16 protein-coding genes are annotated in these 15,516 nt (G+C 64.6%); 12 read left to right on the top strand and 4 right to left on the bottom strand.

What is annotated here, in order from left to right; translation table 11 throughout:
• Nucleotides 1-6: 6 nt before the first annotated feature.
• The 7 genes from QGN31_RS25465 to QGN31_RS25435 all read left to right on the top strand — a co-directional run bounded on the left by QGN31_RS25465 (nucleotide 7) and on the right by QGN31_RS25435 (nucleotide 6,893).
• Nucleotides 7-798, top strand: coding sequence for a coniferyl-alcohol dehydrogenase (locus QGN31_RS25465; protein WP_014941028.1), 792 nt, complete (start codon nucleotides 7-9; stop codon nucleotides 796-798).
• A 39-nt stretch (nucleotides 799-837) separates the two neighbouring features.
• Nucleotides 838-2,223 (top strand): aldehyde dehydrogenase family protein, encoded by a 1,386-nt coding sequence (locus tag QGN31_RS25460; RefSeq protein ID WP_014941029.1) that lies wholly within the window; start codon nucleotides 838-840, stop codon nucleotides 2,221-2,223.
• On the top strand, nucleotides 2,223-2,414 hold the full coding sequence (locus QGN31_RS25455) for a ferredoxin (protein WP_007170544.1): 192 nt from the start codon (nucleotides 2,223-2,225) through the stop codon (nucleotides 2,412-2,414). The genes QGN31_RS25460 and QGN31_RS25455 overlap by 1 nt, the downstream gene beginning before the upstream one ends.
• A gap of 12 nt (nucleotides 2,415-2,426) precedes the next feature.
• Complete coding sequence (locus QGN31_RS25450; protein ID WP_014941030.1) at nucleotides 2,427-4,043, top strand: FAD-dependent oxidoreductase; 1,617 nt, start codon at nucleotides 2,427-2,429, stop codon at nucleotides 4,041-4,043.
• A 44-nt stretch (nucleotides 4,044-4,087) separates the two neighbouring features.
• On the top strand, nucleotides 4,088-4,975 hold the full coding sequence (locus QGN31_RS25445; protein WP_043954258.1) for an FAS1-like dehydratase domain-containing protein: 888 nt from the start codon (nucleotides 4,088-4,090) through the stop codon (nucleotides 4,973-4,975).
• A gap of 147 nt (nucleotides 4,976-5,122) precedes the next feature.
• Nucleotides 5,123-6,682 (top strand): aldehyde dehydrogenase family protein, encoded by a 1,560-nt coding sequence (locus tag QGN31_RS25440; protein ID WP_043954260.1) that lies wholly within the window; start codon nucleotides 5,123-5,125, stop codon nucleotides 6,680-6,682.
• A gap of 73 nt (nucleotides 6,683-6,755) precedes the next feature.
• Entirely contained in the window at nucleotides 6,756-6,893 is a 138-nt protein-coding gene (locus tag QGN31_RS25435) for a ferredoxin (protein ID WP_014711232.1), read from the top strand.
• 10 nt (nucleotides 6,894-6,903) lie between these two features.
• Here QGN31_RS25435 and QGN31_RS25430 read toward each other — a convergent pair whose 3' ends face one another.
• Nucleotides 6,904-8,019: a CaiB/BaiF CoA transferase family protein gene (locus tag QGN31_RS25430; protein ID WP_014941033.1), complete on the bottom strand. Its 1,116-nt coding sequence runs from the start codon at nucleotides 8,017-8,019 to the stop codon at nucleotides 6,904-6,906.
• 111 nt (nucleotides 8,020-8,130) lie between these two features.
• Here QGN31_RS25430 and QGN31_RS25425 point away from each other — a divergent pair, with 111 nt between their 5' ends.
• The 4 genes from QGN31_RS25425 to QGN31_RS25410 all read left to right on the top strand — a co-directional run bounded on the left by QGN31_RS25425 (nucleotide 8,131) and on the right by QGN31_RS25410 (nucleotide 12,059).
• Nucleotides 8,131-8,688 carry a MarR family winged helix-turn-helix transcriptional regulator gene (locus QGN31_RS25425; protein ID WP_014941034.1) on the top strand — a complete coding sequence of 186 codons (558 nt, stop codon included), beginning with the start codon at nucleotides 8,131-8,133 and terminating at the stop codon, nucleotides 8,686-8,688.
• A gap of 35 nt (nucleotides 8,689-8,723) precedes the next feature.
• Entirely contained in the window at nucleotides 8,724-9,836 is a 1,113-nt protein-coding gene (locus tag QGN31_RS25420) for a homogentisate 1,2-dioxygenase (protein ID WP_014941035.1), read from the top strand.
• Nucleotides 9,837-9,978: 142 nt separating this feature from the next.
• Nucleotides 9,979-11,172, top strand: a complete 1,194-nt coding sequence (locus QGN31_RS25415; RefSeq protein WP_007170537.1) for a cytochrome P450 — start codon at nucleotides 9,979-9,981, stop codon at nucleotides 11,170-11,172.
• Between the two features lie 53 nt (nucleotides 11,173-11,225).
• Nucleotides 11,226-12,059, top strand: a complete 834-nt coding sequence (locus QGN31_RS25410; protein ID WP_014941037.1) for a mycofactocin-coupled SDR family oxidoreductase — start codon at nucleotides 11,226-11,228, stop codon at nucleotides 12,057-12,059.
• On the opposite strand, the gene QGN31_RS25405 is transcribed toward QGN31_RS25410, so the two are convergent.
• Entirely contained in the window at nucleotides 12,052-12,639 is a 588-nt protein-coding gene (locus QGN31_RS25405) for a TetR/AcrR family transcriptional regulator (RefSeq protein WP_014941038.1), read from the bottom strand. The genes QGN31_RS25410 and QGN31_RS25405 overlap by 8 nt on opposite strands.
• A gap of 71 nt (nucleotides 12,640-12,710) precedes the next feature.
• Between QGN31_RS25405 and QGN31_RS25400 the strand changes: the two genes are divergently transcribed.
• Nucleotides 12,711-14,039, top strand: coding sequence for a phytoene desaturase family protein (locus QGN31_RS25400; protein ID WP_043955550.1), 1,329 nt, complete (start codon nucleotides 12,711-12,713; stop codon nucleotides 14,037-14,039).
• Between the two features lie 24 nt (nucleotides 14,040-14,063).
• Here the strand turns inward: QGN31_RS25400 and QGN31_RS25395 are convergent, their stop codons facing one another.
• The gene (locus QGN31_RS25395) at nucleotides 14,064-14,849 is read right to left on the bottom strand and encodes an SDR family NAD(P)-dependent oxidoreductase (protein ID WP_014941040.1); all 786 of its coding nucleotides are present in this window, start codon (nucleotides 14,847-14,849) and stop codon (nucleotides 14,064-14,066) included.
• On the bottom strand, nucleotides 14,846-15,310 hold the full coding sequence (locus tag QGN31_RS25390; RefSeq protein WP_014941041.1) for an SRPBCC family protein: 465 nt from the start codon (nucleotides 15,308-15,310) through the stop codon (nucleotides 14,846-14,848). Before QGN31_RS25390 ends, QGN31_RS25395 begins: the two co-directional genes overlap by 4 nt.
• Nucleotides 15,311-15,516 lie beyond the last annotated feature (206 nt).

The raw sequence follows: 15,516 nt of genomic DNA, 5'->3' as shown, positions 1-15,516 counted from the left end.
AGAGCTATGGCCGACTTTTCCGGGAAACGCTACGTCGTCACCGGCGCCGCATCAGGCATCGGACACGCGGTGGCAGAACGTTTGCTGTCCGCAGGAGCGGAGGTGCACTGCCTGGACCGCAACCAACCGACAGCGCCGGTGACCCGACACATCGAAGTCGATTTGGCGAACCCCCACAGCATCGACACGGCGGTGGAGCAACTCGACGGAGAATTCGACGGCTTGATGAACATCGCCGGTATACCGGGAACCGCGCCGGCCGACCTGGTGCTGGCCGTCAACAGCCTTGCGGTTCGTCACGTGACGGAGTCGCTCTTCGAACGACTGAAGCCGGGCGCCGCGATCACCATCGTGTCGTCGACGGCAGGGTTCGGCTGGCCGGAACGGCTCAACCTGATCCGGGATCTGTTGGCGACCGACACCTTTGAGGAGGGCGCGGCGTGGTTCAAGGCCAACCCGCAGCAGGGTAACGCCTACAATTTCTCGAAGGAAGTTTCCACCGTCTACACCATGTCGATGGGTTTGGCGGTGGCAGAGATGGGTTTTCGGATCAACGCGGTGCTGCCCGGACCGGTCGAAACTCCGATCTTGGTCGACTTCGAAGAATCGATGGGCAAAGACACGCTCGACGGATTGAAGAATCTGCTCGGGCGTCACGCCGATCCGGGCGACGTTGCCGACGTGGTGCTTTTTCTGGCCGGCGACGACGCTCGCTGGGTCAACGGCCAGGCTATCGCGGTCGATGGCGGAATCAGCGGAGCGGTCGCGAGTGGCGTAGTCCCCGCGCCCGAAATCTGATACCGCCCAAAGAAGAACCTATACCGCTCAGGAGAATCTGTGACTATCTCGGCACCGAAGATCACCGCTGGCGCCAACGTGCTCGCCGATCTTCGGACAGTTTTCGACGGCGGTCGAACGCGGGGCTTGCAGTGGCGACTAGAACAGCTACGCGGCATCGAGCGGTTCGTCGAGGAGCGCGAGCCCGCGATCGCTGCGGCCTTGGCCGATGACCTCGGCCGCAGCCCTGCGGAGGCCTGGCTGGGCGATATCGCCTCGACCAAGGGCGAGGCCGTCTATGCGCGCAAGCACCTGAAGAAGTGGATGCGCCGGCGACGGGAATCGTTGCCGATGGCGCAGTTGCCTGGCCGGGCATGGGTGCAATACGACCCGTTGGGCGCTGTGCTGATCATCGGTCCGTGGAACTATCCGCTGTATCTGAGTCTGGCGCCGCTGGTCGCCGCGGTGGCGGCCGGCAACTGCGCCGTGATCAAGCCGTCCGAACTCGCGCCTGCCACATCGGCGTTGTTGGCGCGACAGCTCAGCCAGTACGTCGACTCCGAGGCCGTACGTGTCGTGGAAGGTGACGCCGCGGTCACCCAAGACTTGCTGGCGGCGGGCTTCGACCACGCTCTTTTCACCGGCGGAACCGAAGTCGGCAAGAAGATCATGGCCGCGGCGGCACCAACGCTCACCCCGGTCACGCTGGAGCTGGGCGGCAAGAGCCCGGTGATCGTCACGGCCGATGCCGATATCGATGTCGCCGCCCGTCGCATCGCATGGGTCAAACTGCTGAACTCCGGTCAGACGTGCATCGCGCCGGATTACGTGCTCGCCGATCACAGCATCGCCAACGAACTCGTCGGCAAGATCGTCGGCAACCTTCGCGACTTTCGTTCGGACGAAGGTGGTCTGGGGGTACCGATAGTCAACCAGGGTCAATTCGACCGGCTGGTCTCGCTGATCGGCAGCACCGAAGGCGAAGTGGCCGCCGGCGGCCATTGGGACAGCAGCACGCTGCGCATCGAACCGACCGTCATCGTTGATCCGTCACCCAGCGACCCGGTCATGGCCGACGAGATCTTCGGTCCGCTTCTGCCGATCATCACCTACAGGTCAGTCGACCAAGCAGTCGACTTCGTCAACGGCCGACCGAAACCATTGGCGCTATACGTTTTTGGCTCCGGACGCGCTAGCCGCGGCCTTGTTGATCGCATTCCATCCGGCGGCGCGGTGATCAATCACGTTGCTATGCATTGTCTGGTGCCGTCGCTGCCGTTTGGCGGTGTGGGCGCCAGCGGTATGGGCGCCTACCATGGTAGATGGGGCTTCGAAACGCTCAGCCACCGCCGCGCGGTGCTGTCCAAAACGGCGAAGCCCGATCCGCGTCTGGTCTACCCGCCCTACAGCCGACTCGCCCTCAACATCATGCGGAGATTGTTCTGATGAAAGTCAAGGTTGACACCACCAAGTGTTCAGGAATCGGGTTGTGTGAGGTCACCGCACCGTCGGTGTTCGAGATCGGCGACGACGGCCAGGCGCACGCCATCAAATCCGAACCAGCGCAGGGCGAAAGGGCAGAAGTCGAAGAGGCGGTGAACAACTGTCCGACCGGCGCGCTGTCTATCGATGAATAGGGAGCATCTGCAATGACTTACGTCATCACCCAAAGTTGCTGCAAGGACGCCAGTTGCGTGCCGGTGTGCCCGGTGGACTGCATCAGGCCGGTGGGAGCGTCGGGTGAAATCACCGGTACCGAGATGCTCTATATCGACCCGGTCACGTGCATCGACTGCGGCGCGTGCGTCGACGCGTGTCCCGTCGACGCGATCTACTACGAGGAGGAGCTGCCGCCTGAGCTGGAGCGGTTCAAAGACATCAATTCGAGCTACTTCGAACACCATCCCTTGGCGATGGATTCGCAGCGAGCCGGTACTGATCATCCCGCCGTGGAGCGGGGCTCGTTACGGGTCGCGATCGTCGGGGCAGGACCGGCAGCCTGTTACGCCGCAGCGGAGCTGACCCGCGTCGCCGGCGTGGAAGTAAATATGTTCGATCGGCTTGCGACGCCGTTCGGTCTCGTGCGCACCGGAGTGGCGCCGGATCATCAGCACACCAAGGCGGTGGTCAAGCTCTTCGATCCCGCGTTCGCGAGCCCGCGCTTCGAGTGCCACTTCAACGTCGAGGTCGGTATGACGATCACGCACGAAGATCTGCTGGCGCACCATCATGCCGTGATCTACGCGGTGGGGGCACCGAAGGGCCGCGACCTCGGTATCCCGGGGGAGAAGCTGCCCGGAAGTTATGCCGCCGCGGACTTCGTCGGCTGGTACAACGGGCACCCCGACCACGCTGACACCACGTTCGACCTGTCTGCAGAGCGGGCGGTGATCATCGGCAACGGCAATGTCGCACTGGACGTGGCCCGGATCTTGCTGATGGCGCCGGAGGATCTCGCGAAGACCGACATTGCACAGCATGCGTTGGATAAGTTGTCGGACAGCGCAATTGACGAAGTGGTCATCTTGGCGCGCCGAGGGCTAAGGGAGGCCGCCTTCTCGGTCGGCGAGTTTCTGGCGCTGGGCCATCTGCCGGGGGTCGATGTCATCGTTGACAGCGACGAACTCGACGCGCACGACGACGACGACGTCGAGACACGCATGAAGTTGGAGATCGCGCGCGAGTTCACTCAACGGCCGACGCAGCCGCAGAACAAGCGGATCGTGTTCCGTTTCATGGTCTCACCCGTGGAAGTGGGTGGCGAAGAGCATGCCGAGAGTCTTCGCGTGGTGCATGCAGGCGGGGAAAGCGAAGTGATCGAGAGCCGGCTGATCCTACGTTCGATCGGACAGCGGGGTGTGCCGATCGACGGTGTGCCCTTCGACGACGCGAACGGCGTGGTATCCAACGAACACGGCAGAGTACTTCGCAAGGACGGCCAGCACGTCCCCGGCGTATATGTCACAGGATGGATCAAGCGTGGTCCGCGCGGCGTGATCGGGACCAATCGGAGCTGTGCCGAGCAGACGGTCCAAAAGCTCTGGGAGGACTATGATTCGGGCTTGCTGGATCGTGAGGTCGCAGACCGGGACGCCATGGCCGATCTGCTCGTGGAACGAGGGGCCGAGCCCGTCGACTGGCAGGGTTGGCGTGCCATCGACGCCGCCGAACGCGAACGGGGTCGCGAAACTTCGCGGCCACGCGTGAAATTCGTTGACATTGCTGAACTGCTCAGCGCCGCCAACTCGAGAGACGCGGCCTGCTAATTTCTGCTTGCAGATCACCGCCTCAACACAAGTAGCGAAAGACCATGAGCCATAGTGCATTAGTGATTGACCCGCGATGGGAGCCGCAGACCGTCCGCGAGGACGTGGTCGTAGACGCTGGTCGTGTGGCGGCCCTGTCGGCCCTCTTCGACGACAGCAACCCGGCCCCGTTACCGGGTGATGAGTTGCCGCCGCTCTGGCACTGGGTCGCGCTACCGCAGTGGTGTTCATCCTCTGCGCTGTCGTCCGACGGCCATCCGCGACGCGGTAGGTTCCTGCCGCCGATCGACTTGCCACGGCGGATGTTCGCCGGCGGTGAGATCGAATTGCACGCTGCGCTCACCGTCGGTCGCGTCATACGACGCGAGTCGTGGGTGGATGGCGTTGAGGAGAAGACCGGCCGGTCCGGCTCTCTGGTCATCGTGCGGGTGACGACGCACTTGTACAACGACCATTCCGACCTGGCCGTCGTTGAGCGTCAGAACCTGATCTTCCGGGAGGCGGCGTCGCAGACCTCCGGCGGTTCCGATCCCGCTGACGCCGCGATCAGCCCTCCGACACCGTCGCCACTGCGGCGCACCGGCGAGTGGGAGTGGGAGTTCAAAACGGATCCGTCGTTGCTGATGCGATTCAGTGCCGCAACCGCCAATGCCCATCGCATTCACTACGACTGGCCGTACGCGACCCGTGCCGAGGGATATCCGGGGCTTGTGGTGCACGGGCCGCTCGTGACGTTAGCGCTTGCCGAGATCGTGCGGTTGGAAACGCCGGACGCCGGTGTGCACCGCGTGCGCCACCGGAATGTCGCGCCGCTGTTCTGCGGGCAATCCGCGCAGCTGAAGCGGTTGGCGTCGGACAGCCCGTCTGTCGCCCTGTCGGCGACTGGCGACGACGGCCGCGACCGCGCCACCGTTGACGTTGAATTGCGCTGAAGTTGCTCGACATTCTGCGTTCCGACGCTCTCGACGTTGCGCGCAACATATGTCATGCTGGCCACCAGCCACCAAACAGCGTTAGGTATTCTCGGATCCGGTGATGGTGCGGCGCTCGACGGTTTCGCGAGGAAAGGACAGTCCACGATGACGGCAACCGCACGAGAGGTCGGGGATCCGGACACGGCAGCGGCCCGGATCGTGGTGCGCTGTCCGGCGGATGGACGAATTGTCGGCAGTGTCCCCGAGATGTCGGCAGCCGAGGTGCACGAGGTGGCCGCCCGGCTGCGCGCCGCCCAGCCGGCGTGGGAGGAGCTCGGGCCGCACGGCCGCAAGAAGCATCTGCTCCGATTCCTCGACTGGATATTGGACAACGAAGACCGGCTGGTCGGCACCATGCAGGAGGAAACCGGCAAGTCGTGGGGCGATGCGGCGATGGAGATCGCGGTGGCCGTCGACACCATCAACTACTTCACCAAGCACGCGGCCGACTTCCTTGCGGATCGGGCGGTGAAGCGTGACGGCCCGGTGTCGTTGACGAAGAACCTGCGGGTGTTCATCCGGCCGCACCCACTCGTTGGCATCATCACACCGTGGAATGGTCCGCTGGCGACTCCGATCGTCGACGGCATCCCGGCACTGATGGCCGGGGCCGCGGTGCTCTTCAAGCCGTCCGAGGTGACACCGTTGACGTGGTCAGAGGTCACTCGCGGCTGGATCGAGGAACTCGGCGCTCCCCCTGTGATCGCGTGTGTCACCGGTGGTGGAGCCGCCGGAACCGCGGTGCTCGACGAAGTCGACATGATCCAGTTCACCGGATCGATCGCGACCGGGCGAAAGATCGCCGCTCGTGCCGGCGAACGCCTCATCCCGCACAGCGTGGAGTTGGGCGGCAAAGACGCGATGATCGTCTTGGACGACGCTGACATCGATCGCGCGACCAGCGGCGCAGTCTGGGGCGGCCTGTGGAATTCGGGCCAGATCTGCGTGTCCGTCGAGCGAATCTACGTCCAGGAGCGGGTTTACGACGAGTTCGTCGACAAGCTGGTGGCCAAGGTCCGAGCCCTGCGGCAAGGCATGGATCCCGACGGCAGCTACACCACCGAGATCGGTGCGATGGCCAACGAACGCCAAGTGCAGATCGTCGAGCGCCACGTCGGCGAAGCCGTCGAACGCGGGGCGGTCGCGGTTACCGGCGGCCGGCGTAAAGACGAGGGTCTGTTCTTCGAACCGACCGTGCTGACCGGGGTCGATCATTCGATGCTGTGCATGCGCGAGGAGACGTTCGGTCCGACGCTGCCGGTGATGAAGGTCAAGGACGATGAGGAGGCGATCCGCCTCGCCAATGACTCGTCGTACGGGCTGGCGGCCAGTGTCTGGACTGCCGACGAGCAACGCGCTGACCGGGTGGCGCGCCGACTCGAGACCGGCGCGGTCAACATCAACAGCGCGCTGACGGCCACCATGCTCATCCCGTTGCCGATGGTCGGCTGGAAGTCCTCTGGCGTCGGGGGTCGCAACGGGGGAGCCGCGGGAATGTTGAAATTCTGCCGGCAACAGGCGATTGTCTCCGAGCGGTTCCGGCTCAAGTCCGAGCCGCACTGGTATCCCTACGTGCCTCGGATGAGTCGCCTGCAGAAGCGGCTGATCCGGCTCACCGGGGCGCATGACTGGCGTCGCCGGCTTGGGCTGCGCGGACCGAAATGATTTCTGAGGAGCGGAGATGGGTGTGTCACGAATAACGATCGATAGCGGCAAATGCCAGGGTCATGGTCGCTGCGTGCTGATCGCCCCGACCCATTTCGACATGGACGACGACGGCTTCGGCAAGGTATTGGACGACGAGGCCGGGTCATCGCCCGACGTCGACGAAGCGGTCTTCAGCTGCCCTGAGAATGCGATCCGGCTGTCCGACTGAGTGTCGGTCGTCAAGCCGTCGTGGTGATGGTGCCGTCCGCCTGCAGCTCACGGATCTCGTCTGCGGTGAAGCCGGCCTCGCCGAGCACCGCTGACGTGTCGGCGCCCCGGCTGGCCGGTGCCGGTCGCAGGCGTGCCGGGGTGCGGGATAGCCGCGGCGCCGGTGCCACTGTGACTGTCCCGTCGTCGCTTGCCAGGATCGTGTTGCGGGCCCGCAAGTGCGGGTCGTCGGCCAATTCGTCCAGTTCCAGCACTGGCGCGCCGCAGCCATCGATGTCAGCGAACACCGCCGACCAGTGCGAGCGGGCTTTGGACCGGAACGCCTCGGCGATCCGCTCCCGTAGCTGCGCCCAGCCGGTCGGATCCAGTTGAGCGGCTAAGGCGATGTCCTCGATGTCCAGCGCGGATAAGAATTGCGCGTAGAACTTGGGTTCGATCGCGCCAACGGCAAAAAATCGGCCGTCTTCGCATTCGTAAACGCCGTAGAACGGCGCTCCGCCGGACAACAGGTGCTTGCCGCGACCGGACCACAGCCCGCTATTCAGTTCCGCGAGGTGGATCGCGGCAAGCAGGGCTGCGCCGTCGACGATAGCGCCGTCGATCACCTGCCCTTTGCCGGTGCGGGTCCGTTCGAAGAGCGCCATCATGATTCCGAGGGCGGTGACCAGCGACCCGCCTGCCAGGTCACCCACGTAGGCCAGGGGGGTGACAGGCTTTTCGGAGCCGATGGTGCCGAGGGTGCCCGCTACCGCCGTGTAGTTGATGTCGTGCCCGGCCCGGTCGCTGTACGGCCCATCCTGGCCCCATCCGGTCAACCTCGCATAGATCAGCCGGGGGTTTCGGGCGCACAGTACGTCCGGGCCCAGCCCGCGCCGCTCCATGGTGCCGGGACGGTTGCTCTCCAGCAGCACGTCGGCGTGGTCGGCAAGTCGGGCGATCACCTCGGCACCGCGGGGCGCGCGCAGGTCGATGGCCGCTGAGCGCTTGCCCCGGGACAGATTCGCGGCCGGATCGAAGGGGAGCGGGACGCCCGGTCGTTCGACGGCGACGACATCAGCGCCGAAGTCCGCGAGCAGCATGGAACAGAACGGGCCCGGCCCGAGTGCGCTGAGGTCGAGGACCCGCACTCCGCTCAGCGGGGGAGCTTCGGTCGAAATTGGGGAATCGCCTGTCACGCCATCAAAGTATCAAACAAAGTTTGGTTGTGTGGTCGGACGACGGCGCGTAGGTTCGCGCCGATGAAGCCTGGGCCGAAGTCGGACGATCCCCGGGGCAGCCGAGCGCAGTCCCACGCGAGCAACCCGACGAGCGTCGAGGCGTATCGGGCGCTGCTCACGCATCGGTTGCGTGCGGAAGGCGCGGTCGGTGCCGACGCTTCCGAGCACGCGGAGTTGGTCTTCAACCTCTCTCGGCTGCACGCCCGAATCTCGCAGGACTTCGAGGTCTTGCACCGCCGGCGTGGGTGGACATGGGCGGGCTTTCGGATCATGAACGTGCTGTGGGTGTTCGGCACTGTTGAGCAACGCGACGTGGCCCGGCTGTCCGGCGGATCGCGCGCAGCGATCTCGAGTGCGCTGAACACTTTGGAGCGCGACGGCCTGGTGGACCGCGCCAGAGACAGCCACGATCGGCGGCTGGTCCGGCTGGAGTTGACCGAGCGAGGACGGACGGAATTACGCGATGCGATCCGCGAACAGGCCGACCGCGAGCGGCAGTGGCTCTCGGTCCTGGACGCGTCCGAACAGCGCTTGCTCAGCCGCCTTTTGGCCACCGTCGCGGATCGGCGGACCCCATAACCAAATGGCGATTGTCAAAAACTTGACATATTCGTATGCTGCAGGGCATGAACATGCGAACCCTGATCCAGCACAGCAAGGGCAAGACAAGCCGGCAGGCCCATCGCGACCTGCCGGACTCGAGTTCAAACGGGACGTTGCTCAAAGACGACGAACTGACCCGGCACGGCTTCGACGGACGTGAAGCGGTTCTGTATCGCTCCAACGACCCGACGGTCTTTCGCACCGAAGGCCGCTTCAAGTCCACCTCCGCGGTATTGACCGATATCAAGACCGACGACCTCACCGACGCCCGGGGCGCAGCGCAGCGGCTGTACTACAACGCCGACGCGACGATCTGGCTGTCCCGGCGTTCCGAAGCGATGCCCTTCTACCGGCGCAACGTCGACGGCGACGAATGCTGGTTCGTGCACCGCGGCTCGGGGACAGTCGAGACTGAATTCGGGCCGATCAGCTACGAGCAGGGCGACTATGTCGTGCTCCCGAAGGCCGTCACCCATCGTTGGGTGGTCGATCCCGGTGAGACCATGCTGTTCGGCATCGAAACAGTCGGCGAGTTGCGGGCGCCGACGTACGTCGGCCTGGGCCGGCACGCTCCGTTCGACCCTGATGTCGTGCGCGTACCCGAACCGGTGCCGGTGACATCCGACCAGCACGAGTACGAGATCAGGGTCAAATACGACGGCGAATATTCATCGATCTACGCCGCCTCGCACCCGTGCGATGTAGAGGGGTGGAAGGGCGACTACTTCCCATTCGCATTCAACATTCGCGACTGGAACGTGATCATGTCTGACAGCCTGCACCTCCCGCCGTCGATGCATTGCTTCCTGGTGGCGGAGGGCATCAACATCATCAATCTGCTGCCGCGACCGTTCGAGTCGGTGCAGGGTGTCGAACGCATCCCGTGGTTCCACCGCAACGCCGATTATGACGAGATCGCGCTTATTCACGGCGGCAAGTCTCTCGGTCGACCGTTGAAGGCCGGCCTGGTCAGTCACGATCCGCAGGGCATCCACCACGGCTTCCCTGATCGGGCCCGGATCAAGTCCCGGCGGGAGTGGGAGCAGCACCCGCGCATCGAGTGGGAAATCATCATGGTCGAGGCCTCGCGCCCACTCAAGCTCGACCCGGTGCTGCAGGGCTGACCTCTCGCCGTCTTGACGAGCCACGTCACACCCCGGCCTAGACGTGATGCAAGACATATGGCATCGTGGCCAATTAATACCGAACAGCGTTTGAACACGGTGACGGTAGTGACGAAGCTGTCGACCTTTGGGGAGCTATGCGATGACCTCTGCACGTACTGACCGCGACCTCGCCGCGCTGCTGGAGTCTTACGATCCGTTCGATCGCGACCACGTCGAGTGGAAGTACGACGCGTTCGCCTACGCGCGGCAGCACTGTCCGGTGGTGCGGACCGAGACCGAGCTCACCGGGCCGATGTGGATGATCACGCGCTACGAAGATGTCCGGCGAGTGCTCGAGGATCCAGAAACGTTCTCCTCGGTGGGCGGATCGCCGGCTCCCGCGCCGGTGCGGTTGGGTCCGCTGGATTCCGACCCGCCCGAGCACACCGGCTTCCGCGCGCTGCTCAGCCCATACCTCACCCGCAAGTTCGCGCTGACATACGCCGACGAGATGCGCAAAACCGCCAATGAGCTGATTGACGGATTCATCGAAAACGGCAAGGTCGAGTTGCTCAGCGAGTTTGCGAGCCCGTTCGTCTCCCGCATCTTGGCGCGGATGGTGTTCAACGAGAACGACATGTCCAAGATGGAACGCGCAAAAGAGATCGTGTACCGGGTTACCGAGGACGGCACCGAGGAGTCGTTCATGAACCTCGGGATGCTTTCGGCGGAGTACTTGTTTGCGGCGATCGAGAATCCGCCGGAAGAGGACGGCATCCTACGGGCGCTGGCGACCGGGACTATCAATGGCGAGCGGTTGACCAACGAGCAGGCACTCGGTGCGATCTCGGTGTTGTTCCTCGGCGGGCTGGACACCACCCGGTCTGCGATCGGCGCCATCGCGATGTACATGGCGCTCAATCCCGAACTCGAGCAACGGGTCCGAGACCCCCGTTGGGTGCGCAACGACATGGACGAGTTCATCCGCCTGACGTCGCCGGTGGGGACGTTCGGGCGCACCGTCATGAAGGACACCGAGATCGCCGGGTGCCCGGTCAAAAAGGGCGAGCGTCTGCTCATCCGGTTCGATTCGGCCAACCGCGACGACGCCAAGTTCCCCAATGCCGACCAGTTGCAGTTCGATCCGCCCCGCGGTGGCAACGCCGGTTTCGGCCTGGGAATCCACCGTTGCATCGGCATGCACCTGGCCCGGGTAGAGATCGCCATCGCGTTCGAGGAATTGCTCGCTCGCGTCACCAACTTCCGGCTGGACGCAGACCCGGCCGACCTGAAGTGGGTGCCCGGAATCGCCAACTACCCGGACCGTGTTCCGCTGATTTTCGACAAGGTCTAGACACTCGCTGTCAATCCCTCTTCCCCACAACATCTTTCAACGAGGAGAACCCTATGACCGGACGCGTCGAGGGCAAGGTCGCACTGATCACCGGCGCCGCCCGCGGGCAGGGGCGCAGCCACGCCCTGCGGTTGGCCGACGAGGGCGCCGACATCATCGCGCTCGACATCGCCGCCCAGGTTGAGTCTGCGCCCTACCCGTTGGCCACTCCTGCTGATCTGGACGAGACCGCCCGCGAGATCAAAGCTCGAGGCCGACGCGTGGTCGCTCGCCAGGTCGACGTTCGCGACGGCGAGGCGTTGACAGCGGCAGTCGGCGAGGGGGTGAGCGAACTCGGCCGTCTGGACATCGTGTCCGCGAACGCCGGCATCCTTTCTGTCGGTCCGTCGTTCGAACTGACGGAGCAGACCTGGACAGAGATGATCGACATCAATCTCAGCGGATCGTGGCGGACCACCAAGGCGGCCATTCCGCACATGATCGCTGCCGGAAACGGTGGATCCATCGTGCTGACCAGTAGCATCGCTGGCCTGATCGCCCAACCCGGACTAGCGCATTATGTGTCGGCCAAGCACGGCGTCGTTGGGTTGATGAAGACACTGGCACTTGAGTTGGCGCCGTTCAACATTCGGGTCAACAGCGTCCACCCGACCAATGTCGACACCGACATGATCCAGAATGAGCCGACATACCGCGTATTCCTCCCCGATGACCCGAATCCCACCCGGGAGAAGTTCGCGGTACCGGCTACCGAGATGAACGCACTGGCCATTCCGTGGATCGAAAGTATCGACGTCACCAATGCGGTGCTGTTTTTGGCCAGCGATGAAGCTCGCTACATCACGGGGGTGTCGCTGCCGATCGACGCCGGTGCCTCCATCAAGTGAGTGCCACGACGATCCGCTCGAGCGCCTCCAGTGTTCGACGGGTCCGGTGTTGGTCAGAGTAAAAACCGGCGTCGACGGCAAGTCCCCACAGCAGGTCGACCAGGACCTGCGTGGTGGCTTCGGTGTCGATGCCGGCGTCGACTTCGCCGTCGCGTTGCGCCGCTGCCAGTGCCGCAGCAAAGTGCTCGCGTACCGCGACCAGAGGCTGCATGGCCTGGTCCCGCAGATCCGGGTGATGGATCGCGTCGGCCGTCGACGTGACGAAGAAGCGCACGAAGGTCTGGTCAATCCGGATGGTCGCCACCGCACGGTCGAAGACCGCCACGATCCGGCGGTCGATCGAGCCGGTCTGGCACAGCGCCGGGCCGAGGATCTCCGAGATCACCACCTCGTGCACGGATGCCAAAGCGGCCCGGTACAACTCGATCTTGCTCGGGTAATAGTTGGCGATCGCGTTGCGGGTGAAGCCGGCTTCCTCGGCGATCTGCCGAAGGCTGGCACGGTCGAATCCTATGGTGCTGAACACTTCTCGGGCACTGTGCAGAATCTTGAGCCGGGTTTCGGCTCCGTCGGCGCCCAACGGACGGCCGGGTCCGCGGCGAGCGCCAGGTTGAGTCATCCCAGCAACTTTACGACCTGTGGGAGGCAGTGGTGACCAATCACGCAGAGAGCCTGGCGACCTACGACGCGATAGTGATTGGCGCCGGGGCCGGCGGAATGGCCGCCGCGGCCCGGCTGAACGCCAGCGGCTTCACGACCCTGCTGGTGGAAAGATACGACCGTGTCGGCGGGCGGGCTTCCACCATTGATGTCGACGGATTCCGGGTCAACACCGGTGCCTTGATCATCGAGCTCGGTGGTGAAAACGCCAAGCTGTTCGAGGATCTCGGCCTCACCATCAACGCGCGGACGCCCAAACGGCCTCTAGTGCTGCGGCTGGGCCGCTGGGATGTGCCGATGATGAGCGGGCTGACGGGCCTGATGTTTCGCGCGCTGCTCGCGCTAGTCGGCGCCGTCGCTCGCCGCGCGCCACGGATGCGTCCGCCACGCGGTATCAGCACCGCGCAGTGGCTGTCCCGCCTGCGGGCCGGGGCCTTCCTCCATGGATTGGTTCGCAACCTCACCAGCGCGATGTTCGCCGCCGAACCCAGCGATGTCGAGGCAGCCGTATTCTTCGACTACCTCACCAAGCCCAAGGCGCTCGACACCTACGCCATGCATCCGGAGGGCAGCATCGGACCGTGGCGGCAGCTGGCAGATCACTTCGAGCACAACGGCGGCACGCTCTGGCTTAACAGCCAGGTCGTCGCGTTGACATTCGACGATTCGGGTCGGGTCGACGGTGCCACGATCCGCCGGCCCGACGGGACGGTCCGCATCAGCGCCCGCGTGGTGGTCAGCAACGCCGGACCGGTTGCGACGGTACGCATGTGCGGCGACGTCAACTTGCCCGGTGGTTACGCCGACCATGTTCGGGCACAGTCGAACCCGAGCACCCTGATCACCGTCAATTTTGCCAGCGAGCAGCCGTTGGGCTCGGTCACCGGGCTGGTGTTCTTCGGCCCTACCCGCCGGCTGGCCTACGCCGCCAATCTCACCGCGACATGTCCGGAGATGGCGCCGGCAGGATGGAACCTGTACGCGGCGGCCTCCACGCCGCACCCCGCGACCGGCGATTTCGACGTCGACCACGAGGTCGAGTTGCTGAAAGCGGATCTGCACGAACACTTTCCGGGCTTCGACTCCGCCCGCATCTTGTCGGTCGAGATCTGCGCAGGGGAGGACTGGCCCGCACAGCGAGCCATCGCCGGCCGCGATTTGCCGCAAACCACCCCGATCGCAAACCTTTTCAACGTCGGGGACGGCGTGCGTGAGTGGGCCACGGCAGGCCAGAGCGGCTGCGTGCAATCCGCACGCTTGGTGACCGAGCGAATCCGGGCCGCGATGTCGCCCTCGGCGCAAAGCGTCACCCGCGCCTGACTCCGGCACCAGTGGCCGGTCGCGTCACCGTGAGGACAGCGCCGGAATGTGTCCGGTCATCCCGCCGTCGACGACAAGAACCTGACCGGTGATCATCGCGGCGGCGTCGGAGGCAAGGAAGACCGCGACGCGGGCGATATCCGCCGGTTCGGCGAGCCGACCCACTACCTGGCCCTCGATGATCAGCCTGCGCAGTTCGTCAGAGACGTTCGCGCGCGCAGCCGGCGTATCTACAACGCCCGGCGCGATTGCATTGCAACGCACACCTGACGGACCGTATGTCGTCGCGATAATGCGCGTCAGTGACTCAATGGCGCCCTTCGCCGACGAGTACGCGACCTGGCGGGTGGAGCCCGAGCGCCCTTTGACCGACGAGGTGTAGATGATGCTGCCCTGGCCGGCTTCGATCATGTCCGGCAGGGTGTGTTTGGCACTGAGCATCGATCCGCGGGCCGCTACGGCGAATGCGCGGTCCCACGTCGCGACCTCCAACGTCAGTAAGTCGTTGTCGCGGTCGAAGATCGAGACATCGGCGGCGTTGCTATGCAAGACCGTGACGGGCCCCAACCGGGCGCGCACGACCGGCATCGCGGCGGCCCAGTGTTCTTCGTCGGCCACATCGAGCCGCAGCGCGAGGGCCCGCCCACCCGTTCGCTCGATCGCTGCGGCAACGGCTTCGGCGGAGTCGATGTTGACGTCGGTGACCGCGATTGCCGCTCCCGCCTCGGCGAGCGCCTGCGCGCTGGCCGCGCCGATCCCGGACGCGGCGCCGGTGACAAGCGCGACCCGGCCGTCGAGCTCGCCGCTCATGCTTGGGGGACGGCCAAATCGCGGCCTTTGAGGTGTTGGCGCAGATCTTCGATGAATTGCGAGTAGATCGCCCGGAAGGTCGCGGTCATCGTCTCGAGAACAGCTGGCTCGCAGTCGAACTCGCCGTACCACTCGAGAAATGTGGTGTTCGAGTCGGTCACTGGCAGCACGCGGATGGTGCCGCGGTAGGTAGACACCGGAAAAGGTATCTCGTCGGCGAAGTCGTAGGAATAGCTGCGGGCGGGTGCGTCATAGCGCACCAGCCGTTCGCGGGCGGTGCCGCCGCCGGGCTCCAGCGTGAGGTTGCGCACCGAACCCACCGCGCCCGGTCCGGCACCGTTCTCGGGCGTGTTGGACCGAACCATCGTGACCCAGGCGGGCAACCCGTGGAAGTCGCCGATCACCGACCACACGGTGTCGACGTCGCTTTCGATGATGGTGCTGACGTAGGCAAGGCTCATGCAACTCTCCGCTCAAACCAAACATTGGTTGATTTAGAATTCAATCATAGCTGCGGTCGACCGGGCTACGCCTAATGCCGACGCAATAGCAGCGCCGAGCCGCCAGATGGCCCTCCTGCACGACGACCGCGCCCTCATCGGGGAGGCGGTGGCCAAGGCGGCCGGGCGTGTGGTTGTATAGAGAACCAATTGCCGTTTGGTTCGGT

The sequence above is a fragment of the Mycobacterium sp. 2-64 genome (genome assembly GCF_035918375.1).
GTDB lineage: Bacteria > Actinomycetota > Actinomycetes > Mycobacteriales > Mycobacteriaceae > Mycobacterium > Mycobacterium intracellulare.
The sequence above is the reverse complement of the archived record's forward strand: the minus strand, read 5'-3'. Positions and strand labels throughout refer to the sequence as shown.

Excerpts from the sequence above, each read along its gene's own strand:
- QGN31_RS25465 (WP_014941028.1), top strand. The coding sequence starts at position 7 with ATGGCCGACTTTTCCGGGAAACGCTACGTCGTCACCGGCGCCGCATCA.
- QGN31_RS25455 (WP_007170544.1), top strand. The coding sequence starts at position 2,223 with ATGAAAGTCAAGGTTGACACCACCAAGTGTTCAGGAATCGGGTTGTGT.
- QGN31_RS25450 (WP_014941030.1), top strand. The coding sequence starts at position 2,427 with ATGACTTACGTCATCACCCAAAGTTGCTGCAAGGACGCCAGTTGCGTG.
- QGN31_RS25445 (WP_043954258.1), top strand. The coding sequence starts at position 4,088 with ATGAGCCATAGTGCATTAGTGATTGACCCGCGATGGGAGCCGCAGACC.
- QGN31_RS25440 (WP_043954260.1), top strand. The coding sequence starts at position 5,123 with ATGACGGCAACCGCACGAGAGGTCGGGGATCCGGACACGGCAGCGGCC.
- QGN31_RS25425 (WP_014941034.1), top strand. The coding sequence starts at position 8,131 with ATGAAGCCTGGGCCGAAGTCGGACGATCCCCGGGGCAGCCGAGCGCAG.
- QGN31_RS25420 (WP_014941035.1), top strand. The coding sequence starts at position 8,724 with ATGCTGCAGGGCATGAACATGCGAACCCTGATCCAGCACAGCAAGGGC.
- QGN31_RS25415 (WP_007170537.1), top strand. The coding sequence starts at position 9,979 with ATGACCTCTGCACGTACTGACCGCGACCTCGCCGCGCTGCTGGAGTCT.
- QGN31_RS25410 (WP_014941037.1), top strand. The coding sequence starts at position 11,226 with ATGACCGGACGCGTCGAGGGCAAGGTCGCACTGATCACCGGCGCCGCC.
- QGN31_RS25395 (WP_014941040.1), bottom strand. The coding sequence starts at position 14,849 with ATGAGCGGCGAGCTCGACGGCCGGGTCGCGCTTGTCACCGGCGCCGCG.
- QGN31_RS25390 (WP_014941041.1), bottom strand. The coding sequence starts at position 15,310 with ATGAGCCTTGCCTACGTCAGCACCATCATCGAAAGCGACGTCGACACC.